Genomic DNA, 22,645 nt, shown 5'->3' on the forward strand with positions numbered 1-22,645 from the left:
TTTTTAAGGTAAGAGAGACTACTGATATTAACTCTTTATCAAGCGTTGCCCTGTCGCTAATACGCCGGGGTAATCTGCCTCAGGCAGAAGCGCTGCAAGTTGCAATAATTTTTGTCCAAGCTCAACATTAGTTGGCGCAGAAACATTGATATGTCCCATTTTACGCCCTGCTCTTTGCGCTTTACCATACCAATGACTTTTCACATCACTGATTTCAAGTACCTTTGAACTAATACTTGCTTGGCCTAATACATTAATCATCACACTTGGCTTTTGTAGTTGTGTATCACCTAATGGTAGACCTGCAACAGCGCGTAAGTGATTCTCAAACTGGCTACAAGCAGTCCCCTGTTGGCTCCAATGTCCTGAGTTGTGTACACGAGGTGCAATCTCATTGACCATTAGCTGACCATCAACATCAAAGAACTCAATCGCTAATACACCAACATAATCCATGCTTGTTGCTAGTTTATGGAAGGCATCGATCGCTTGTTGTTGCACATTAGCATCTATTTCCGCAGCCAATGACAGAGTTAACACGCCATCAGTATGCTGATTTTCAGTAACCGGGTAGATATGCACATTACCCGCTTTATCACGCGCACCAATTACTGAAACTTCACGATCAAAAGGGATCATCTTTTCAGCAATAATAGTGTGCGGGAAGTCATCACTACCACTGGCAATAAATCCAGCCATTTCAGCCCAGATTTCATCAACCTGCTCGAGTGACTTAAGACGCCATTGGCCTTTTCCATCATACCCTGCTTGACAAGTTTTGATTACCAAAGGCAAGCCTAATAACGATACGGCTTCAATAAGATGTTCACGCTCAGTAATTAATTTAAAGGGTGCTGAGGGTACGCCACTCTTTTCCAATAAGTTTTTTTCGATACTACGATCGCCACCTGTTTTAATGGCGGCCTTACCAGGGAAGAACTTCCCACTTTGACAACATAACTCAAGCACATCGTCAGGAATATGTTCGAATTCGCAGGTGATCACATCAACCATTGCTATCGCTTCAACTAACGTTTGCTCAAAAGAATGAAAAGTCAGAGGGTGAATTATTTGCTCTGACCCCACATCGTAAGCGCGCACATGCAAATTAAGCGGAGCGCCTTCTAAGCTCATCATGCGTGCAAGTTGCCCTGCACCTAAAACTAATATATTCATATTAAATCGCAGGATCTGGGTTAGCTAATACAGAATCAGTTTGCTGTGCACGAAACTCATCGATTTTCGCAAGTAATTCAGGTTGCTGACAACCTAAAATTTGTGCGGCTAATAAACCCGCATTAGCAGCCCCGGCTTCACCAATAGCTAACGTACCAACTGCAACGCCTTTTGGCATCTGACAAATTGAAAGCAAAGAATCTATTCCTTTCAGGGCTTTTGACTGAACCGGAACACCTAACACAGGCAAGCTTGTAAAAGCGGCAGCCATACCAGGCAAGTGCGCAGCACCACCAGCACCAGCAATAATCACTTTAATGCCACGCTCAGCTGCACTTGATGCATAATCTGCTAATAATTGTGGGGTTCTATGTGCTGAAACAACACGTGTTTCATATGCAATTCCAAATGATTCTAACATATTCGCCGCGTGTTCCATGGTCGGCCAGTCAGACTTTGAGCCCATAATAATACCAACTTTCATACATACTCCTGCATAGGTTTTGGGGTGTTAACAATTACGATTTGTGCGTGATTATACACATAGCGAGTAGTTAATAGAACCAGTCAGAAGATACAAAATAGTGGAAAATTATCTTTGCTAGATAGATTTAACGGTGCGCTTGATAGAATGATCTACTTTTATTTTCTTATTAAGAGTTACTTTTATAGGGCCAGCAATAGTGACATGAATGACAGAAATTAATTAATTGACTTAACGCATTGATTTATTGATAATATTGACTTTTATTTGACAAGGAAGATCATGAAACTGCAACAAATTTACTTAGCACTAATGGCGACAGGACTAATCACCGCCTGTGCAAACACCGCTGTTGATAATACGCCACAACATCCCACATCAGTACTAACAGCAAAATATACCTTAAATGGCCTATATATTCCCGATCACCAAGGCGTCCAGACTGTATATACACAAGCGGATAAACGCACTATCCATGAAAAAGCAGAATTTGATAGCTTTTATATGGCGTGGGCAAATTATGATACAAGTGTCGTTTTTCGTATTGATCAAAACCTATTACTCAACATTGATCACGAAGATGAATCTTATCTCGAGTGTCCTCTCGCAGGTTGTAAGAACCCACTTGAAGAATATATGGCAAAGGTCGAAGAGAGCCCAGAGGAGGAGGAGGAATACGAAAGCTATGAAGATAAAAGTTGTCAGGTATCAGTCGTTGAAAACAACTATGAAGTCAATAAAACAGGCCAGCAGAGAAGCATTTCCGGCCTACCGACTGAAGAGTATACGCTCACCTGGACACTGAGCTTTGAAGATGAAAAAGGTAAGAAAGATACTAATTTAATTCAATTTATATTTTGGACGACAACGCCAAACGCTGAAATTAAAAAAGCGTGGAAGGTACATCAAACAGCAACAGATAATTACCTAGATGCAGTAGGCGACAATAATGCTATTGTGCGCTTATTAGGCAAAGAGGGTTATAAAGCAATCAGTTCATTTACAGGTGATATTGAGAAAACAGATAGTGAAGCACTCAGTGAGTTTGTAGCAGAGCTTAATAAAATTCAAGGTTATCCTCTCTCTATAAAGTTTGAATGGTTTCAAGACAACAAAGCCTGTGCTGAAGTAAAGCCCAAAAAAGAAAGCGCGAAACTAGATTTAAATGCAGATTTAGCCGATACCGCAACTAATTTCTTAGGTGGGCTATTAAAAGATGAAGCAGAAAAAAACGCAGATAAAGTAATAGCAGAATGGATGAAAGATGCACGCGTACGTTATATTTATGATGTTACTTCGGTATCAGAGAAAATGATTAACGACAGTAAATTTGAAGTTCCAGCTAATTACAAGTTAATAGATAGGCAGTAATTATACGCTAAGCCAATACCATTCATTGATGTGTTGGCTTTTTTAAGCTCACTCTCCGCCTTTACCATTCATTATAACCCTGACATTTCCTTATAAGCTATTAATAAACAAGCACTCATTTTTTTCTTTCTCTTCACAACAAAAATAAACAACATTTTATAGCAAATATAAATAAAAAAAACACAGTGAATTGAATGGTAAAAATACCAACTGGATACTATTGTTGCTATAACAAACGGTAGTAAGTACTGCATATGTACGCGCGTATTTTGACATTTGTAGCACTTCTCATCGACTAGGGAAAAGGGAGTTGGTCATGTCTACAATGCAACAAAAATCAATCCTAAGATTGATCTCATCACCACAGAATATCGCTTTATTAACCGTACTAGCAGCACTACTTTCATTTGTTAGTTATAGGGCTTGGCAAGAATACCTTATTTATCAAGTGAATGAGCTTACTGAATTATTTCCTACCGCAGCAGGAGGAGCTTCGGAAGTTGTCATTTCATGGGATGATTATGCAACCAATGAAGATGGTTATCAGGTCGTGCGTCGAGCAGAAGAGGAACAGGGGTATGACTTAATTGCTTCACTGCCATTAAACTCGACAGATTATACTGACTCAGAAATTTTACCTGAAGGAGAATATTGCTACCGTATCGCTGCCTATAATCAAGCAGGAAAAAGCTATTCTGACGATGCTTGTGTTTGGGTAGACGATCCCGCGGCAGCTACAGATCCAACAACCACAACAACAATTACATCACAATTCAGTGGCCGTCCAGGCAGGATTAAACTTGATGGCCGTGAGTTTTATAGCTTCAAAAGTAATTACCCATACAACAGTGATTACACAATGGAAGAGGTTACCGACCTTAACTTTGATATTAATGCAGGACTATTAAAGTTTAAGGATTCTGGCGCATACAGGTTTAAAGAGCAAGGGGAGGAGCTTGACAGAGGTTTTGCTAAATTTAAATTTAACGATAAAAATAACGTGACCTTTAGTTTACAAGGGTATGGAAAAAGACAAGTCGCTACATTATACCTATCGCTCGGAGTATGGGGCTTGGAAGGTGGTGACGCCGCACTGCATATTCAAGCAGGAGAGATGTCTCACTTAATTACCTTACCTACTCTCGATACATGGCATTATGCAACCGTTGATATCTCCTTTGATGAGTATACGCCCGTGACAATAACTCCGCTTGGAAGACATAAAGGAAAAAGCGCAATTAGAGTTGCAGGGATAATATTTACCGAGGCAAATACAGAGTAGCGATGCTTTAAAAATTATGTACTAAAAGTACTTTTCAAAGGCGACCATTCTTAATAATGCAGTCGCCTTTTTCATAACTGTTTATTTTCAGTCCCAAATTGCGCCCTATATAACCTCAGTTCTAGATAAGTAAATCCACACTGCTATTTCGGCCAACGTCTGCGTTAAGTTATCTAATACCAATCTAAATAAATAGCGGTTCTATTTTACAGGTTACAACAACTTATTTCTTGGTTATAAGTTTCACCAAAGGAACAGCCATTTATCTCAACTTATGCATTGAATTAAGCTATTTTTCCTACGAAAATTTAGACCATATACTTAACTCAGTTTGGTATTACAATCTCCTATTATCACGACGGTAATTCGCCTGAATTACGCAAGTTGAACAGCACTGTATATTAAAAATCACTACTCCCTAATTCAAAATACTATAACGCTTTCATTAACCAAATTAAGATTAATAGGCAAAGAAAATAGTAAGTAAACGCTTTTTAGGTAAATTCGGCATAGCGTGGTGGCTCATCAAAGTTACTGCGTCAAATGAAGCCTTAAAAGAGCAAGCAGTATTTCGCATTAAAAAACAAGTTTTGCCTTTATTAACATTATCGAAAAGTTATATCCGTTAAATGATTGGTGTAATGTTTATAAATCCGTTGAATTTTCTCCTCCTGTTTTATAAGTGCCCTTACCTCCTTATTAAAAGCATCACGAGTTACTTCATCCCTAAACAAAAAAGCACAATAGTTACGTCCCAATATCGGTGCATAATCGACGCGGGCATAAGTATCTATTTTACCTTCTTGTGCTAATTTATGACGTAGATAATGAAATATTTGAGTATCTAACTGTATGACATCGGTACGCTTTTTAAACAACATTTCAACTTGAGATTGCTGATTAAAAGTCTCTTTATAGAAAGGGTTAGACAATGCCATTAAAGCATATTCAGTACCTAATGTTTCAATCGCCCCTTGCCAAGCTAATATTCTCAGCGAGCTTATATCTTTTAAACTGTTTATTTTAAAGCTTTTTTCACTTAACGAAATGACAACATTCTCATAATAATAAAAACGATCAGAGAGGTACCCTATCAACTTCTCTTCAACCACTACCTGTGGCGTAATATCGGTAACAACATCGACATGACCACTCTTATAAGCTTTAATTCTGCGGGCGTAAGGATAATAAACCGGTAACATTTGATAAGGACTCTTATCAAATGAGGCGCGAGCAAGATCCACCAAAATACCGCGATCTTGATCCGGCATAACCCAAGGCAATAATGAATTTCCAAAAGCGACTTTTACTTGATTTTTCGCAAATAGAGGAGAGCACGTACTAAAAGTTATAAATAAGATAACAGTTATACAACACTTAAAAAAAAGCAGGGAAGAACAGGCACTTCTTCTCAATTTATTGTCCATCTTAATCCTTAATTTAATAACCCTTTATTTCAAAGTCATAAAAGATACTTAACCTCAATTCTGGTGAATGGAAGCGTTATGATGTTTAAAATCATGATGTTGCTACTTTTATAATACCGTACTGCTAGTTTTGCGTAGTTCAAGGCAAATTATCGTCGCAATAACGGGTTATTGGTAGATGATTTAACGCCGAAATTCACGCAAATAGCGGTATTGTATCGCTTTGCTTATCCAGAACTGAAGTTACTTAATAACGATAGTTCTTTAATCACATAACCGCGATATTAATTGAAAATTTATGACAACATGAAGAGGAGTCTGAGATCTAGATAACGACATATTCGGATATGTATATAACCTAGGGTCTGTTGATCTTTGCCGTTTAAATTTTGTTCAACACAACGCGTTTTGAGCAAGGCAGACGGGATGTGGCTTAGTCATTCTAAGCGAATTTCGTCTAACACAGGGCAAAGCGTGTTGTGTTGAACCCGAAGGGCAACATTTGTTGACCATTTTTACTGCGTTTTCGCCTATTGATGTGGAATAACCACACGGCATAGGCTCAGCCTTGTATAAATAGCCAACAAATTGTTGCAAAAATAAACTTGAAAGATCAACAGACCCTAGTAATTTGTAAAACAAATAGTATGCTTACCAAAATATTTAAGCGTGGGTGGTTTTACATTTTATAATTATCAGGTAGATTGCATTACATTTGATCTAAAGGAGATTATTAATGAATCCAATCATACAAACACTTAAAGAGCATAATGTTAGTGATGAAAAAATCGCAGAGGTTTTTCAAACATTAACCGAGAATCCACTCGGAGCAATGACGATTATTCAAAGCCTCGGCATTCCATCCGAAAAGTTACAACCACTAATGATGTTAGTCATGAGCCAGCCTGATTTAATTAAACAAGCAGTGGAAGAACTAGGATTAGACTTTGCCAAAGTTGAAGCGGCCAAAGAAAAACTTCAACAGCAGCAACAATAAACCTATTAGCAACATTACATAAGCTTCGGCTTTTCTATATCGCTCTATGGTGCCTTATAAGACAGTTCCTTGAAGGCACCAACATATTTTAAATACTGGTTCAATTTGCATTAACAGCTAATCGAAGTGATAGGCTTCAAGTATTTCTTGATACTGCGTTTGAAGTTTCAAATTATCTAAAGCCATTTGCCAACGCTTAATTTCTTGTACTGGGATATTTTTAGAAAAAGCTAGATAAAGATCCGTCGAAAAAAGCCTAATGCCAGTACGTTTAAAGTCTTTCGCTTGAAAGCCACTATTAACGACCAAATCATGCATGACAGCAGACCCTGCGGCCATTAATGGTACCCTTCCAGTCATTAACATTTTAACCGACTGCTTGGGATTATTGGTTAATACTAAATTTGAAAAACCTAAATCTTCTAAGAAGACTTGCTCAGGAAAATCACGTGTAACTGCAATAAAATCAACTTGCTTTGCCTGCGATGTTAGTTGATAAAAAGTATCATGCTCAGCACGTTGAAATAGATAAATACTATCAGCTAATATGGGCCCAACCCATTGGTATTTATCCTCTCTATCAGCAGTTCTTGCCATGGCAAATAAAAGGTGATTAGGTTTATGTTCAATATTTTTTACAGCTCTTGCCCAAGGAAGAACTTGAATATTATCAGGGTGTCCGACTTCTTTGAGTAATAATCGAGTAATTTCAACGGCCACCCCAGTAAATTCTCCATCGTCGTTATAATAGCCAAAGGGGTGAAACTCTTCAGTCATTACCTTATAAACCGATCCAGCATGCAATACGCCAGAAAAACATAAGGAAATGAGGATAAAAAAACGATATTTATTCGTATAGCGCATAACATAACCCGATCAATTAATTAATAGATCTTTATTTTAGATTGGAAGATACTTTCTGCCCAACTCTCTTACTTAAAAATAAAGTAAATAGCTTTTTTTATGGTTATTGATTAGACATAAACAAAGATAGGTCAATACGTTGCTGAAAACTTTTGCTATAAAAAGGGGTCTCAATTTCAATACTTAGTGGTAGCTGAGGATCTAACAACAATGAAAAAATATTACTAAAAAGATCGCTAGGTTTTATGCTTAGTGGGACTTCAATACTGTTTTTCCCATGCGAAATTTTTTGATTACTAAGCCCACCAGTAAATAACTCTTTACCCGCAGATGACACTCCATAACGAACAGAATCAAGTGGGATTGAAAAATCATTAAGGTTTTCAATTTCAAGATTAAGTAATAGCGTTACCTCCTCGAAAGTGGCACTTTTAACCTGTAAGTCACCTATTTTAAGCTCAGGAAGAAATAGCACAGCGGATTTTTCAAAGGGAATAGTCATACCCAGCGTATTCACTGTTCCTTCAATTTGATAGGCGATCTTCTTTTCGTTTAACAATATATTTTTTAATGATGAAAGTGACTCCTGCGTCAACTTAATAGATAAATTCAGCTCTTTATCTGCATTTGCAGGTAAAGTACCAATAGCGTCAGTTTCTCCTTCTAATAGCGTTTTATTGTTTAAGGAAAGCTGATAATCAATACTATTAACCGGTATAGAAAAATCATTTGTATTAATAATTTTAAACCTCGGTAATAGCTCAATTTCACTTGTTGAAACTTCTCCAAGGGCAATGGATTGATAACTGACTTTGGGCTGTTTGACATAACTTTTTAGCTCATTTTGTAATGTAGAACAGCCAGTAAGTGTTACTAGCAACAAAGTAATCAGAATTTTTTTCATGAAAGGGCCTATGATTTCAGCAAAGTTATGGAACGTATTAATTGATTCTAGAGCTTATCGCACTTTTCCGTTTAAAGTTTTCAGCACAACCTCCATGTTAAGCGATTTTCAATCGGCCAATAAGTAAAAGCTATTTTAGTTTTGCATTGCGCACTGTTTAACCCAGTCACATATTGCAAAGGCAAAGCCTATTATATCGAATTCAAAGGAGAAACACTTGTTGCCTACTTTACTACGATTTTGTTTACTGGAGGGAAATACTACACCTTATAGACTCTGTCTTTTATAAATAGACAAATAGAGCAAAGGCAAAGTGGGATGTTTACAACCCGTAGGGCAACCCTTGTTGTGTTGAACCCGAATGGCAACATTTGTTGTAAAAATAAACTCGAAAGATCAACAGCCCTCTAGTAGCCTCTTCATGCTATACAGTTATTACGTTAAAGTCGGGAGAACCTGATTATAAAAACGACTTTGAGCAATAGTTATACCAAACGAAATAAATAACAGATCTATTTTACTGGTTAAAGTAACTTATCGCTTCGTTGAAATTTTCAAAAAAAGAAACAAACATTTAGGTAAATTTTCGCCTTGAGTTAAGTCTCTTTCCTGAGCAAATTTAAATCGAATGCTTAATTTGATTGGTATTAACTGCACAAAGTCACGTAATAATGGTTTTACTTAATCATTGCCTCAGCAGGTACATAATATGACTGCATCTGATGTGCCTCAGCAACACTTTCACAAGTCAGTTTACCATTCATCACATTAAGCCCGTTCAATAACCCTTTATCGCTTTTAAGAGCGGCGTTGTATCCCATATTGGCAATCTTAATAATATAGGGCAGGGTCGCGTTATTAAGCGCAAAAGTTGAAGTGCGTGCAACTGCACCTGGCATATTAGCTACGCAATAATGTACAACTTCATCAACAATATAGGTGGGATCTTGATGTGTCGTAGCATGAGATGTTTCAAAGCACCCACCTTGGTCAATGGCAACATCAACAATTGCGGCCCCCGCTTTCATATGAGCTATATGTTCACGAGTAATCAACTTCGGTGCAGCAGCCCCCGGGATCAACACCGCGCCAATCACTAAATCGGCAGCTAACACCTCTTTTTCTAATGCGTCAGCAGTGGAATAAATTACTTTTGCTGTATTGCCGAACTGAATATTTAAATTACGTAACGTCTCTATATTACGATCCAATATGGTGACATCTGCACCTAGGCCTACCGCCATTTGCGCAGCATTATTGCCCACCATACCACCACCGACGATCACCACTTTGGCCGGAGCAACGCCGGGTACACCTCCGAGAAGTAACCCACAACCTTGATTAGATTTCTCTAAGGTTTGTGCGCCAGCTTGAATCGCCATACGCCCTGCAACCTCAGACATCGGCGCGAGAAGAGGTAACCCTCCGCGAGCATCGGTCACGGTTTCATAGGCGATACAAATAGCTTGAGAATCTATTAAGTCTTTGGTTTGTGCTAAATCAGGCGCGAGGTGTAAGTAGGTAAATAAAATCTGTCCCTCTCGTAACATTGCACGCTCAACAGTAAGGGGCTCTTTTACCTTAACAACCATTTCTGCTTTAGCAAAAATATCAGTTGCGAATGGGTAAACGAGCGCTCCGGCATCAATATAATCTTGGTCGCTAAATCCAACACCAATACCTGCATCTTGTTGCACAATCACTTCATGGCCATTGTGCACTAATTCACGCACACTAGCGGGGACCATACCAACACGATATTCATGATTTTTTATCTCTTTAGGCACACCAATAAGCATAATATTCCCCTCTTGACTGATTAATACCTATCTACATAAGTATCTGATCTAGCTTGTTGGTTTAATGACAGGTAAGTGCGCAATAGCAGCGATTACATAATCATACGCCTTGCTCTCTATCATTTTTCTCAACACACTTTGACCGCCATATTATGCGCAATGGTATAATTGAAATTGTTATCAATTTGTTAACGTTAACAGTGGTGCGTTTATTATAAGCAGCTTCTACTAGTTTTATTTACTCTATTCCTGCGTTTATCGACTAGTATTTAGTTGATATAACTACCAAGCGTACCATTTAAAGTTATTTAGTCTGCAAGCAGGAGGTGTTTAGGTTGATATCACTAGACAGAATAGATCGCCATATTTTACGAGCATTACAGAAAGAGGGGAGAATTTCTAATGTCGCTTTGTCCAAAAAAGTAGGCTTGAGCCCAACCCCTTGTTTAGAGCGAGTGAAACGTTTAGAAAAACAAGGCGTAATAAAATCGTACACCGCACTGCTCGATCCTAAACATTTAAATGCATCACTATTAGTATTTATCGAACTGACACTAAAACGCTCTAGCCCTGATGTATTTGAACGCTTCAATCAAGCAGCAAAAGAACTCGACTCTATTTTGGAGTGTCACCTTGTATCAGGCGACTTTGATTACCTATTAAAAACACGCGTTACAGATATGTCAGCCTATCGTAAAGTACTCAGCGAAACCTTAATTGCATTGCCTGATATAAAAAGCTCACGTACTTATGTGGTAATGGAAGAAGTGAAAGATTTGACTGCAATTAATATTGCCCATTAGGCGCATTAATGATGATTCAATAGTGGTTGAAATGATTTTACAATCAACCACATAATATTGATTTATTTTAAAAGTTTATCTCCGATGCATGCACGCGCTTTTCGTCCAGTGTATTTTCATAATGACTCGATTCTTTAATATATGACCATGAGTAAATACTGGTCTTATGTTGTTCTGCTAACTGCCAAATAACCGCATCAATATCTTTACCTGTAACGTCTTTAGTTGAAGTTAATAACTCTTTAATCATCGATACCATTTTCATTTCTCTTTGTTAATAAACATTAATATTTGAACCCGTAAACAGATCTGCGATTTATCTCGTTTACTATTACTTTCCTATGAAAAGTAAATCAGATAATCGGCAATTCAATTACTATGCTGACCTTAACTTTCACAGTTCCATATAAATTATTTTTCTACTTTTAATCGACACGCCTCTCGATAGCATCAATTATTCTTTTTCAAGCGTTCTCTGATGAACATCGATATAACGTGCTCGTTTTTTTGCTTTTAGATACTTAACATCCACGATAACCAGACCATCAATGCAATTGCTAAAATCCGGATCAATATTGAAATCAACAAATTGCACGCCACCATGTTCACAAAGCTCGGTGTATTGCTTATAAAGCGTTGGCACACTTACTCCCATATTGGCGAGCATTGTTTTAAGTTTTGCAAAATCCTTAGCGTAATCATCTGCGCTAAAAAAGCGCCATAGCTCATCCTCTAACTCTTCAGAAAGCTGATAACTGTCACGCCCGTAAGCGAGATCGCCTTGAGCAGGAAAATATAACTGATAGAAATACACTAAAAAGGCCTGCGCACGTTGAGGTAAAGCAGCGCTTAGGGTCACAGGACCAAGTAAGTAGCGGTACTGAGGGTTTTGCGCTAAAAATGCGCCAATACCTTGCCATAAATAATCTAAACTCCTTTTTCCCCAATACCGCGGTTGCACAAAGCTACGCCCAAGCTCAATCCCTTTTTCAAAATAAGGCAACATCTCATCTTGGTAATTAAAAAGTTTATCGGTATATAAACCACTGCTATCAGAACCTTTCATTAGCCTTTGTATTGGGCTAAAACGATAAGCGCCGACTATTTCTAAATCTTCCGGATCCCATAAAATCAGATGCATATATTGGTGATCAAAGGGATCTAAATCGCGCTTATTGCCCGTACCTTCACCGACAGAGCGAAAAGTGAATTCACGCAATCGCCCTAGTTCCTTTAAAATAATGCTAGGTTGCTCTGACTGATATAGGTAGATCTGTTTACCATCATTAGTAGTGCCGAGTTGCTCACAATGCTCAATGCTTTTCTTTAGCTCTACACGGTTAACCGGATGAGCAATTGCAGACTCGGTTTTAAATAAGCTCTCTTTCCTCTTCGCAACACGATATAACTGCTTCTGTAATAGTTTTATTTTTAATGTATTAGCTATTTTCGAATCACCATAACTTGTATAGGGAATAGACTTTCCAATACTAAGTTTTATGCAGGTATGATTGTGCTTAAACATCTCTTTAACTAATAACAGGCTAGCAAGCGGCTTATAAAACAAAGAGGTAGCATAAAAAGTGAGAGAGTTACGCGCTTGAATATGAATTGGTAAAATGGGAGCTTTAGCTCGTTCGGCAAAGGTTAAAAAACCCTTTTCCCAAGCCCTATCACGAATACCTTGCGGGGTTACCCTTGAAACCTCGCCAGCAGGAAAAATAATAAGTGCCCCTTCATCATCTAAAAATTGATGAATATTTTTCAGGTCACGCTTTAAGGTATTACCCGTTAAATTATTTACTGGTAATAAAATATCTTGTAAAGGTGGCACTGACATTAGCAGTTCGTTTGCCACTACTTTTACATCTGGGCGTAATTTACGAATGGTATGTAATAACGCAAAGGCATCCAATGAACCTATTGGGTGATTGGCGATAATCACCACACGACCAGTTACTGGAATATGTTCGATTTCACTATCAGTTGTAGCGATTTTAAATTCAAAATACTCTAATGCTTTCTCGACAAAATCAAAACCAGAAAGCAAAGGGTAGCGCTGTGCAAAGTCGATAAACTCTTTTTCATGCAGTAAACGTTTAAAGACAAATTTAAGTAACTTATGTCTTTTGCTTGCAATCGGCAATGCCGGAAACTGCTTTAATAAAAATTGCTCAGTAGAAATCATAATCGCCTCAATCTCTCGCCCTGTTGTATTTGATGCCAAGAGAGTAAGAAAGACAGATGACAGAGGAATGACAGAAATATGTAGAATTAAATATTATTCAATAACAGCGAACAAGATAGAGAGAAAAGCTATTTTTCTGATTAAATAATGGCAAGGTGTCAGTCTAAAAACCACCAAATAGGCTTACTTGGTGGTTTGGGAGCAATAATGCCGCTATTTTATAGTAGCAAATGTAGCGCGCCGACTTAATTCGATCGCGATAACCGCTTACTCTTTTCCGTAAACGTTGTTTTCTTGCTCTAAAACACGAATAAAAGTCGTACGTTTAGTAAGCTCTTTTAACTTTGAAGCTCCGACATATGTACAGGTTGAGCGAACGCCCCCCATAATATCCTGAATAGTGTCAGCAACCGTACCTCGATAAGGTAATAATACTGTTTTTCCTTCAGCTGCTCGATAATTAGCAACGCCTCCTGAATGTTTTTCCATAGCACTTTTTGAAGACATGCCATAAAACTTCATGAATTTTTTCCCCTCTTTTTCAATAATGTCACCGCCACTTTCAGTGTGCCCTGCTAACATACCGCCAAGCATCACAAAATCAGCGCCACCACCAAATGCTTTCGCAACATCACCCGCACAACTACAACCGCCATCGCCTATAATGTGCCCACCAAGACCATGGGCAGCATCTGCACATTCAATAATTGCAGAAAGTTGCGGGTAACCAACACCAGTTTTAACGCGAGTAGTGCACACAGAACCGGGGCCAATGCCCACTTTAACAATGTCGGCGCCCGCGAGAATCAGTTCTTCCACCATATCGCCAGTGACAACGTTACCTGCAGTGATCACCTTATCAGGGAAGGCTTCTCTAATTTTAATAACATAATCAACAAGATGTTCAGAATAGCCATTAGCGATATCAACACAGATAAAAGCAATTTCATCCGATAACGCCATAATATCTTTGGTTTTTTGAAAATCGTTATCAGAGGTCCCCGTTGAAACCATGACATTTTGGATAACAGCACTGTCCGCTGATGCCACAAAACCAGCCCAATCAGCAACGGTATAGTGTTTATGAATAGCAGTTAATGCGCCATGTTGAGCCAATGTAGTTGCCATCGCAAAGCTTCCCACTGAATCCATATTAGCAGCGACAACCGGTACACCACTCCACTTGTGGCCACTATGCTTGAACGTATACTCTCGCGCTAGCTCTACCTGTGAGCGACTCTTAAGCGTTGAGCGTTTTGGACGGAAGAGGACATCTTTAAAACCTAACTTTATATCTTGTTCAATGCGCATGACTGTTTCCTATGTTTATTTAAAAAATATCAACAAGCTGGCTTTTATTGACTGATAAAACAACAGGCAAAAAAAAACCGAAACACTTTTACAAGTGCCCCGGTTGAAAACAGTATAGTGACAAAAATCAGTTAAACAAGCATACGAGCGTCAATCTATTAACATCAAAAAATAAAAGAAAGTCCCTGAGAACGCCAATACTCTAAGATATTGCTTGTTACCTTAATGCAGGCATCAATTCAATTAATGTTTGCGTGTCTGAATTGTTATGCATATTAATAACGCTATTAATTTCATCTTCTGATAGGTCGATAAACTCAATCGCCTGAGTCATTTCATACCCGGTAGTTTTGAAAGTACTCGGAATGGCACCCAAGCTATATACGGTATCTAAAAAGTGAATTGGATCCATTTTTTTACCCATCAAATTATCCTCTAAAATAACCGGCACAATCCCCGCTTCTATAAGCTTTATGGTCGCATTAATCAACTCTTTTTCCGAAACGACTCCCGAAATAATCGCTTGATTCTTGCCAGCTTGTTGCATGCCTTTTACCACTTGATTGATATTACTCACCGATTGTAAATTAGCAGGTTTACTTAATGCTGCGGTATAACTTTTACCCTCTGCAGAAATATTAAAAGTCGCCATACCTGAACCTGGCACAAAGGAGTAAGTTACGTAATTACTCCATTGTCTCGCACGGTAAGCGATAGCTTCCTTATTATCATGTTCCGCTAATTTAATATTATTAGCATCAAGATTAAAGGTAACTGACGCCATTTTATGGCGATTCCCTTGGTATAAATTGTATCGTTGCTGAATACCATAACGCGGGCTTAAAATTATTTTTTCCTCACCATTCAACGCACCAAGAATTTGATCCGTTTTGGTTAACTTAATGCCAGCTTGCTGCATACGTTTAAAAGTGGGTCGAGTGTAAACTTCGGTGGAAAAAACAGCATCACTGACAACAAATACGTCAAACCCCATTTTTTTCAAACCTAATACTGTTTGCAAGACGCACACATCGGTTTCAGCACCAGCAACGATTATTTGCGTAATACCATTGTCTAATAATTGTTGCATTGCGTTATTAATTGGCGCTTCTTGGGTCGAATTAAAATAAGCCTTATAGAAACGTTGTGTTGTCTCTGATAACTCACTTTCTATTTGCGTAATAAACGGCGAGTGCATTTCAGGAAAACCTTCATAGGTAATGCTCGTTTTCAATCCAGCCTCTTTTGCACCTTGAGCAAGTGTAGCGATGCGAGTAATTTTATTTAAAATATCATGGTCAATATTTTGTGGTGGAACAGGGTATTGTGGATAATAAAGCGTTGGCCAAAAATCTGCAGTGCCAGGTACATAAGCTTGTTGCGCATCAATAATTAATAGCGCGCTATTATCCTTATTAAATAAAACCTGTTTCTCAACTTCGATATGTTGATGCTGCGCATGCACTAACGCATGACTTCCCCACTGCAGATTTTTCTCTTTTTGCCAATGACCGCTACTTGCAGAATGCGATACAAAAGCACCTGCGATCAACAAACCACAAGCTAATTTTTGAGTGTTTTTAATCATTATTTTTCCTTATTTTATTGTTTAGTAAAATCCATTTAATTCACAGCACGTTTTGCGAATTAAAAAATATATTCCAATAAAACAAGGTGTTATTCGTACAACATTATAAAGCTGAACCTTTGTAAACACTATTATTTAAGCTAGCTCACACTTTATTGCCAAGCCTTGCTTTCTAAACTGCGAAGGGGTAAATCCAGTATGTTTTTTAAATGCGCTATTAAAGGTCGATTTACTATTAAAGCCATTTTCTAATGCTATTTCCAAAATGGTGAGGTGTCCGTATTGTTCATCTTTTAACTGTTTTTTAACCGACTTCAAACGATGACCATTCACATAGTCGAAAAAGTTACATTGATAAAACTGATTAATCACCTGACTTACATAATGACTGGGCACATCAATTTTTTCAGAAACTTGAGCCAGTGTTAAACGAGATTGAGAAAAAATTCCCTGGGCCATAATTTGCTCTAATTGCTCTGCAATCTCTGCTAATTGAGGTGAAGCTAATTTTGTCTGAGCATATTTTTCTGGTTTTGCTACGTCCACCGTTTTGTGCATAAAAGGAAGATAACAGAGACTTAGATAGGTCATGAGATTGATCCAAACAACAGTAGGAAGGTAGCTCAACATATACAAAAGGGCAGCAGGTAATGGGATAAAAGCTAAGCCAAATATGACCACAAACCACATGATAATATGCACAATCAGCATCGATAATAGCCAGCTTGAGTGGCTTAATTGAGCACTAGCGGTACACTTTTGTTGCTTATATTTGCTGTGCAGAATTACCGCTAAGGCGCTGATTGAATAAAACAGGGGATGCCATAATGTGAGTGACTGAATAAGCATCACAGGCTCACTAAAAATAGCCCACTGCCCACCTTCTAAATAAGCATTAATAGCAGTTAAGCGCATCTCTGTAGTCAGCATAAATACTTCAGGAATAATCATCATAAAATACAATAAGGCAGGTAAAAAATGCATTAGATGCCAATAACTGAGCTTTTTGTCTGTAAGTAACTGCAAAACCCACAATAACAACAATGGGCCATAAACTATGTCAAATGAGAACCAAAAACCAAACCACTGGCTAATCGGCAGTGCGATTTTAAAATAAAGCAGTAGCTTACTTATAATTTCAAATGAAAAAAGTGCTAGCCATCCAGAAAGCAGGAACTGCTTTTTACGATACATCAAGGTAGAAAAAATAAGAGATTGAAATACCCCAACCGATAACAGGGTATAGACAATCACGTTTAAACTGAGAAATTCATCCATAAATAACATCAGGTAAAAAAATGGTGGCACTATTATTCAGGCAATTAAGCATCGACTCAATGTAATACGATTAAATTTTTGTATAACATTGATTTAAAACAGAAGAGATAGCTTTCAATTGATTATCGACTTTAACCTCATAAATATACGATCTCATTATGCACTTACAATAGCTCGCGATAATGAAGGTGAAACGCATACTAATCACGCACTATAAAGCATAAAAATTTAATACCATAAGTACCTTTTAAACGATTCCACCTCAACCCTATATTGTTATATTATAACATTATAGGTAACATGATCATAAAGTGGTAATGCACAAAAAAGATCGTATCGTTTCTAAGTCATTTCATGACTTTAGATTGTAAAAAAAGATAAAGGTATCACTGTGATAAAAATTAATAATTTATGTTTTTCGTGGGCGAATAAACCCATCATCGATATTCCTGAGCTTCTGATTAATCATGGTGAACACCTGTTTATTGAAGGGCCAAGTGGTTCTGGTAAAAGTACACTATTAAACTTATTGGCCGGTGTATTAATACCACAAGAAGGTGAAATAACTGTTTTAGATCAGCCTCTTAATAAGTTATCAGGCAGTGAAAAAGATAGCTTTAGAGCTAATCATATTGGCTTTATTTTTCAACAGTTTAATTTAATACCTTACCTCAGTGTTATTGATAACATCACCCTGCCCTGCTCATTTTCAAAATCTAGAAAAAACAAAGCGATCACCCGCAGTGGCAATTTAAAAAATGAAGCAATCCGTCTATTAAATGCATTAGGATTGGATGATAAGGAGCTGTTTCAACGTTCAGTCACTGAGTTAAGTGTCGGCCAGCAACAACGAGTGGCAGCAGCAAGAGCCATGTTAGGGTCACCTGATATTATTATTGCTGATGAGCCTACTTCTGCGTTGGACAATGAACATCGACAAGCATTCATTAAAACACTGTTTATTGAATGTGAAAAAGAAAATATTACCCTCATTTTTGTTAGTCATGATAAAAGCCTAAAACAACATTTCAAGCACACGATTAACTTACCTGAAATAAATGCAATCATGATGGAGAACTTGTAATGGCTATTTTATCATTAGCGTTCAAGAGCTTATGGAACCGTAAACTCACATTTTTTATCACGCTTTTCTCGATAGCGATCAGTGTGACATTATTACTCGGCGTTCAGACATTAAAAGATGAAACAAAAACGAGTTTCATGAAAAGTATCTCTGGTACGGATCTCATTATTGGTGCGCGTGGTGCATCATCACAGTTATTATTAAGCTCTGTTTTTCATATAGGTAATACGACCAACACTCTAAAATATAGCTCTTATGAACAGATAGCAAAATTACCTACTGTCGAGTGGGCAGTGCCAATCTCGCTCGGAGACTCGCACAAAGGTTATACAGTAATGGCTACTGATTTAAGCTTTTTTGAACATTATAGTTATGCCAATAAACAAAAGATTGCAATTCAAAAAGGAAAAATATCAACAGATATGTTTGCGGTTGCGATTGGTGCAGATGTTGCGAAAAAGCTCAACTATAAAATTGGTGATAGCATTATCATGACCCATGGAGGAGGTGAAATTCATGGACATGATCATGATGATATCCCCTATTTTATTAGCGCCATTTTAAAGCCAACCTTTACCGCTATTGATCAAACACTGATCATCTCATTAGAAGCAATGGAAGCAATGCATGCCGATGACCATGGGCATATAGGCGCGTTATCGCATGAGACACACGCAAACCATGACGAGCACGAACATCATGAGTCACACGCAAACCATGACGATCATGAACACGAGCACCATGAATCACATGCAAGTCATGACGAACACGAGCATCATGAATCACATGCAAGTCATGACGAACACGAACACGAGCATCATGAATCACACGCAAGTCATGACGAACACGAACACGCGCATCATGAATCACACGCAAGTCATGACGAGCATGAACACGAGCATGAACACGAGCATCATGAATCACACGCAAACCATGACGAGAACGAACATCATGAGTCACACGCAAACCATGACGAGCATGAACATGAGCACCATGAATCACACGCAAGTCATGACGAACACGAACACGAGCATAATGAATCACACGCAAGTCATGACGAGCATGAACACGAGCATCATGAATCACACACAAGCCATGACGAGCACGAACACCATGAAACACATGCAAACCATGACGAGCACAAGCACCATCAAGACACACCAGAACAAAAGATTGCACGTTTACTAAAGTTAAAACCAGACAATATCAATGCGATTTTTGTCGGGCTTACCTCACGCCAATCAGTACTTGGCATGCAACGATATGTAAACACTTTTCAAGCAGAGCCACTATCGGCGATCATGCCAGCAGTTGCACTTCAAGAGTTATGGCAATTCTTTAGCATTGCAGAAACGGCTTTAGATATCGTGACTATTTTTGTTGTTTTAGTTGGATTGCTAGGCATGCTGAGTATTATTTTGATGAGCCTAAATGAACGAAGAAGAGAGATGGCAATTTTACGCTCCGTAGGTGCTCGCCCAGCACATATATTTGCACTAATTATCGGTGAAGCAGGCTTTGTTTGTTTTGCTGGTATTATGCTTGGTATCGCGTTAATGTATTTCTTGCTATTAACGTTGCAAGCACCTTTAGCAACCTATTATGGCTTTTATCTTGATATCAATATGCTGACATCAAGCGATCTCTTTATTTTATTCATTATTCAGGCTAGTGCATTACTCATCGCATTAATTCCTGGTTTATTAATTTACAGGTACTCTTTGTCTGACGGCATGAGTATTAAATTTTAGGAAGTAATATGAAGCCCCTCTTCTTGCTATGCTTGTCACTCTGTTTTGCTTCAACGCTCCAAGCAGCTGAACCGATAAAAATAAGCTGGCAAGATTTGAGGGGGAAAATTGCTCCCTACGAAGATCCTTTTATAGATCTCAGTAACGATCAACTTTATCACCTATCGATTTCAGCACGCATCACTGAGCTACAAAAAAAAGCCCCCGAAAAAGTGACCCCTGAAATGCTTGATGCAGCTGAAAGTGCAAAAGCAGCACTGATCGCAGAAAAGCTAGATATTGATTACCTACTTGCACAACGGCTTATTTTAATGGAAAAACGCCAGCAAGCGGCGGTAGCTACCAATCCGACACTAGCCGATAAACAGATAGAAATGCCCGGTTATATGCTCGCCATTGAATTTGATGGTGAGCTTGTTTCAGAATTTCTTTTAGTGCCCGTTGTTGGCGCTTGCTCACACAAGCCCGTTCCTCCAGCCAATCAAATCGTCTTCGTTAAAACTAAAACTCCCGTTAAAGCTGGCTCACCTTATATGCCAATTGTTGTTACCGGACAATTACGACTTAAGCCACAAGCAAAGGATCTATATTTAGTTGATGGCAGTAAACGCATCGAGATGGCATATAGTATCGAAGATGCAACTATAGAGCCTTTTTAGTCGCGAATAGACTGTCATTGTCTGCACAACATTAAAAATACTCTATTTGCAGCAATTGACTACATCAAGAGCAGAGAATACAAAATCAACAGCCCCTTCTATTGCGCATAAAAATTTACACTATCAAGGTGTAAGTTTTGAAGTTAGTTGTTCTCCCTTAAAAACTCACAACACCGGTAGCGTAAATTTTAACAAGTAAGACGGATCACCTTTTTCATTCTTTTAGTATTATGATTATTCCGCAGTGTAAAACTTATTTTTTATGCCATATTTACTAAGGAAAATAAATTTACTCCCACTGCAGAATTTGTCACCGACAGTAAGGTTGCCTATGGAAGATACTATTCGAAAGATAATTAAAGGGGTTTCAAATACCTTTGGCCATGACTTTCTTGATCAAATCTCATTAATTATGGCGGAGATAGTTGAAGCAGATTATCTTTTTGTTGCACGTCTTGACGAAAAAAATAAAGTATCTCACACCCTCTCTTTAGTTCATCAAGGTGAACACTTACCCAATATTAGCTATGACTTAGCGGGCACGCCTTGCGCAAAAGTTATTGAAGATACAATATGTTGCTATCCACGCGATGTTAGTCAGGTTTTCCCAGATGATCAATTACTCATCGATATGAACATTAAAGCCTACATCGGCACTCCACTCAAAAATGCACAGGGTGGTGTATTTGGGTTGATTGTTGCCCTCTATGAATCACCGATTGATAACCAAAGTGAAACCACCACATTATTTGAGCTGTTTTCTGGGCGTATTGCCGCAGAGGTCGTTAGAATGGAGTTTGAGCACCAACTGCGTAGCCTAAATGAACGACTTGAGCTTAAAGTCAAAAAGCGCACCAAATCACTCGAAGATACCTTAAGTCGATTGGAGCATGCCAAAACCAAATTAGTTGAATCTGAAAAAATGGCAGCCTTAGGAAACTTAGTTGCCGGTGTTGCTCATGAGGTTAATACCCCACTAGGCATTGCCATCACATCACATTCGATCATAGAAGATCAACATAAGAAGCTCAGTAAAAAAATAGAACAAAACAGCCTTACTGTTTCTGATATGCAATCTTATTTAAAAGATGTTCATAGTTCGCTTGATTTACAATTTCATAATCTTGAACGCGCACGACACCTACTCGATAACTTTAAACGTACCGCCACCGATCAACACATTGTCGAGTGTGAACAGATCAACCTTAAACAATATTATCAACGAGTGGTTGATACCTTACACTCTGTATTAAAAACTAAAAACGTAGATGTTGCTTTAACGATACCTGACGCGCTCACTGTCAATACATTACCGGGGATCCATGCTCAAATTATTACTAACCTAATTAACAACAGCCTAATGCATGGATTTAGTAATAAGAACAACAATAAAATAACGCTGATTATTAGCCAAAAGGAAAATGATCTTTATGAGGTTAACTATCAGGATAATGGGCTAGGAGTGAGTAAAGAAAAACATAAAAAGATATTCGAGCCTTTCTACACTACAGCAAGAAAGTCGGGAGGAAGTGGCCTAGGACTATCGATTGTTTATAACCTTATTACGCATAAACTAAACGGTAATATAAACGTCATTGATTGCGAAAAAGGATTTCATCTCCATTGGACTTTTAGACCTCAAAAAGGACTTTGACCCTCCTTTCATGATGAATACTCAA

The 22,645-nt window shown here is 38.2% G+C and carries 19 protein-coding genes; 8 read left to right on the top strand and 11 right to left on the bottom strand.

The window, feature by feature from the left end:
* Nucleotides 1–27 precede the first annotated feature (27 nt).
* Both CW745_RS06025 and purE read right to left on the bottom strand, forming a co-directional pair.
* A complete protein-coding gene (locus CW745_RS06025; protein ID WP_101107652.1) occupies nucleotides 28–1,176 on the bottom strand; it encodes a 5-(carboxyamino)imidazole ribonucleotide synthase in 1,149 nt (382 codons plus the stop codon).
* A gap of 1 nt (nucleotide 1,177) precedes the next feature.
* On the bottom strand, nucleotides 1,178–1,660 hold the full coding sequence (gene purE / locus CW745_RS06030) for a 5-(carboxyamino)imidazole ribonucleotide mutase (RefSeq protein ID WP_101107653.1): 483 nt from the start codon (nucleotides 1,658–1,660) through the stop codon (nucleotides 1,178–1,180).
* A gap of 282 nt (nucleotides 1,661–1,942) precedes the next feature.
* On the opposite strand from purE, the gene CW745_RS06035 reads away from it, so the two are divergent.
* Nucleotides 1,943–3,031, top strand: a complete 1,089-nt coding sequence (locus CW745_RS06035) for a hypothetical protein (RefSeq protein ID WP_101107655.1) — start codon at nucleotides 1,943–1,945, stop codon at nucleotides 3,029–3,031.
* Nucleotides 3,032–3,347: 316 nt separating this feature from the next.
* On the top strand, nucleotides 3,348–4,313 hold the full coding sequence (locus CW745_RS06040) for a fibronectin type III domain-containing protein (RefSeq protein ID WP_101107657.1): 966 nt from the start codon (nucleotides 3,348–3,350) through the stop codon (nucleotides 4,311–4,313).
* A 605-nt stretch (nucleotides 4,314–4,918) separates the two neighbouring features.
* On the opposite strand, the gene CW745_RS06045 is transcribed toward CW745_RS06040, so the two are convergent.
* On the bottom strand, nucleotides 4,919–5,740 hold the full coding sequence (locus CW745_RS06045) for a transporter substrate-binding domain-containing protein (protein ID WP_101107659.1): 822 nt from the start codon (nucleotides 5,738–5,740) through the stop codon (nucleotides 4,919–4,921).
* 736 nt (nucleotides 5,741–6,476) lie between these two features.
* Between CW745_RS06045 and CW745_RS06055 the strand changes: the two genes are divergently transcribed.
* On the top strand, nucleotides 6,477–6,737 hold the full coding sequence (locus CW745_RS06055; RefSeq protein ID WP_101107663.1) for a DUF2999 family protein: 261 nt from the start codon (nucleotides 6,477–6,479) through the stop codon (nucleotides 6,735–6,737).
* 117 nt (nucleotides 6,738–6,854) lie between these two features.
* Here the strand turns inward: CW745_RS06055 and CW745_RS06060 are convergent, their stop codons facing one another.
* The 3 genes from CW745_RS06060 to ald all read right to left on the bottom strand — a co-directional run bounded on the left by CW745_RS06060 (nucleotide 6,855) and on the right by ald (nucleotide 10,304).
* Nucleotides 6,855–7,601: a transporter substrate-binding domain-containing protein gene (locus CW745_RS06060; protein ID WP_101107665.1), complete on the bottom strand. Its 747-nt coding sequence runs from the start codon at nucleotides 7,599–7,601 to the stop codon at nucleotides 6,855–6,857.
* Nucleotides 7,602–7,704: 103 nt separating this feature from the next.
* Nucleotides 7,705–8,505 (bottom strand): LEA type 2 family protein, encoded by an 801-nt coding sequence (locus CW745_RS06065; protein WP_101107667.1) that lies wholly within the window; start codon nucleotides 8,503–8,505, stop codon nucleotides 7,705–7,707.
* A 677-nt stretch (nucleotides 8,506–9,182) separates the two neighbouring features.
* Nucleotides 9,183–10,304: an alanine dehydrogenase gene (ald, locus tag CW745_RS06070; protein WP_101107669.1), complete on the bottom strand. Its 1,122-nt coding sequence runs from the start codon at nucleotides 10,302–10,304 to the stop codon at nucleotides 9,183–9,185.
* Nucleotides 10,305–10,639: 335 nt separating this feature from the next.
* Between ald and lrp the strand changes: the two genes are divergently transcribed.
* Nucleotides 10,640–11,107 carry a leucine-responsive transcriptional regulator Lrp gene (lrp, locus tag CW745_RS06075; RefSeq protein WP_238596707.1) on the top strand — a complete coding sequence of 156 codons (468 nt, stop codon included), beginning with the start codon at nucleotides 10,640–10,642 and terminating at the stop codon, nucleotides 11,105–11,107.
* Nucleotides 11,108–11,174: 67 nt separating this feature from the next.
* Here lrp and CW745_RS06080 read toward each other — a convergent pair whose 3' ends face one another.
* From CW745_RS06080 to CW745_RS06100, 5 genes are all read right to left on the bottom strand, one after another.
* Complete coding sequence (locus tag CW745_RS06080) at nucleotides 11,175–11,372, bottom strand: hypothetical protein (RefSeq protein ID WP_202973158.1); 198 nt, start codon at nucleotides 11,370–11,372, stop codon at nucleotides 11,175–11,177.
* Nucleotides 11,373–11,561: 189 nt separating this feature from the next.
* Nucleotides 11,562–13,295: a lysophospholipid acyltransferase family protein gene (locus CW745_RS06085; RefSeq protein ID WP_101107673.1), complete on the bottom strand. Its 1,734-nt coding sequence runs from the start codon at nucleotides 13,293–13,295 to the stop codon at nucleotides 11,562–11,564.
* Nucleotides 13,296–13,562: 267 nt separating this feature from the next.
* Nucleotides 13,563–14,606 carry a GMP reductase gene (locus CW745_RS06090; protein WP_101107675.1) on the bottom strand — a complete coding sequence of 348 codons (1,044 nt, stop codon included), beginning with the start codon at nucleotides 14,604–14,606 and terminating at the stop codon, nucleotides 13,563–13,565.
* Between the two features lie 217 nt (nucleotides 14,607–14,823).
* Nucleotides 14,824–16,194, bottom strand: a complete 1,371-nt coding sequence (locus tag CW745_RS06095; RefSeq protein ID WP_101107677.1) for an isochorismatase family protein — start codon at nucleotides 16,192–16,194, stop codon at nucleotides 14,824–14,826.
* Nucleotides 16,195–16,329: 135 nt separating this feature from the next.
* Entirely contained in the window at nucleotides 16,330–17,472 is a 1,143-nt protein-coding gene (locus tag CW745_RS06100; protein WP_193755543.1) for an AraC family transcriptional regulator, read from the bottom strand.
* A 391-nt stretch (nucleotides 17,473–17,863) separates the two neighbouring features.
* Between CW745_RS06100 and CW745_RS06105 the strand changes: the two genes are divergently transcribed.
* From CW745_RS06105 to CW745_RS06120, 4 genes are all read left to right on the top strand, one after another.
* Nucleotides 17,864–18,556: an ABC transporter ATP-binding protein gene (locus tag CW745_RS06105; protein WP_101107681.1), complete on the top strand. Its 693-nt coding sequence runs from the start codon at nucleotides 17,864–17,866 to the stop codon at nucleotides 18,554–18,556.
* Nucleotides 18,556–20,307, top strand: coding sequence for an ABC transporter permease (locus tag CW745_RS06110; protein WP_101107683.1), 1,752 nt, complete (start codon nucleotides 18,556–18,558; stop codon nucleotides 20,305–20,307). Before CW745_RS06105 ends, CW745_RS06110 begins: the two co-directional genes overlap by 1 nt.
* 8 nt (nucleotides 20,308–20,315) lie before the next feature.
* A complete protein-coding gene (locus CW745_RS06115; RefSeq protein WP_101107685.1) occupies nucleotides 20,316–20,966 on the top strand; it encodes a DUF3299 domain-containing protein in 651 nt (216 codons plus the stop codon).
* Between the two features lie 331 nt (nucleotides 20,967–21,297).
* A complete protein-coding gene (locus CW745_RS06120) occupies nucleotides 21,298–22,620 on the top strand; it encodes an ATP-binding protein (protein WP_193755544.1) in 1,323 nt (440 codons plus the stop codon).
* Nucleotides 22,621–22,645 lie beyond the last annotated feature (25 nt).

Origin of the sequence: Psychromonas sp. psych-6C06, from assembly GCF_002835465.1 — a bacterium.
Lineage (GTDB): Bacteria > Pseudomonadota > Gammaproteobacteria > Enterobacterales > Psychromonadaceae > Psychromonas.

Coding starts and splice junctions, on each gene's coding strand:
- CW745_RS06025 (WP_101107652.1), bottom strand. CDS start 1,176: ATGAATATATTAGTTTTAGGTGCAGGGCAACTTGCACGCATGATGAGC.
- purE (WP_101107653.1), bottom strand. CDS start 1,660: ATGAAAGTTGGTATTATTATGGGCTCAAAGTCTGACTGGCCGACCATG.
- CW745_RS06035 (WP_101107655.1), top strand. CDS start 1,943: ATGAAACTGCAACAAATTTACTTAGCACTAATGGCGACAGGACTAATC.
- CW745_RS06040 (WP_101107657.1), top strand. CDS start 3,348: ATGTCTACAATGCAACAAAAATCAATCCTAAGATTGATCTCATCACCA.
- CW745_RS06045 (WP_101107659.1), bottom strand. CDS start 5,740: ATGGACAATAAATTGAGAAGAAGTGCCTGTTCTTCCCTGCTTTTTTTT.
- CW745_RS06055 (WP_101107663.1), top strand. CDS start 6,477: ATGAATCCAATCATACAAACACTTAAAGAGCATAATGTTAGTGATGAA.
- CW745_RS06060 (WP_101107665.1), bottom strand. CDS start 7,601: ATGCGCTATACGAATAAATATCGTTTTTTTATCCTCATTTCCTTATGT.
- CW745_RS06065 (WP_101107667.1), bottom strand. CDS start 8,505: ATGAAAAAAATTCTGATTACTTTGTTGCTAGTAACACTTACTGGCTGT.
- ald (WP_101107669.1), bottom strand. CDS start 10,304: ATGCTTATTGGTGTGCCTAAAGAGATAAAAAATCATGAATATCGTGTT.
- CW745_RS06080 (WP_202973158.1), bottom strand. CDS start 11,372: ATGAAAATGGTATCGATGATTAAAGAGTTATTAACTTCAACTAAAGAC.
- CW745_RS06085 (WP_101107673.1), bottom strand. CDS start 13,295: ATGATTTCTACTGAGCAATTTTTATTAAAGCAGTTTCCGGCATTGCCG.
- CW745_RS06090 (WP_101107675.1), bottom strand. CDS start 14,606: ATGCGCATTGAACAAGATATAAAGTTAGGTTTTAAAGATGTCCTCTTC.
- CW745_RS06095 (WP_101107677.1), bottom strand. CDS start 16,194: ATGATTAAAAACACTCAAAAATTAGCTTGTGGTTTGTTGATCGCAGGT.
- CW745_RS06100 (WP_193755543.1), bottom strand. CDS start 17,472: ATGGATGAATTTCTCAGTTTAAACGTGATTGTCTATACCCTGTTATCG.
- CW745_RS06110 (WP_101107683.1), top strand. CDS start 18,556: ATGGCTATTTTATCATTAGCGTTCAAGAGCTTATGGAACCGTAAACTC.
- CW745_RS06115 (WP_101107685.1), top strand. CDS start 20,316: ATGAAGCCCCTCTTCTTGCTATGCTTGTCACTCTGTTTTGCTTCAACG.
- CW745_RS06120 (WP_193755544.1), top strand. CDS start 21,298: ATGGAAGATACTATTCGAAAGATAATTAAAGGGGTTTCAAATACCTTT.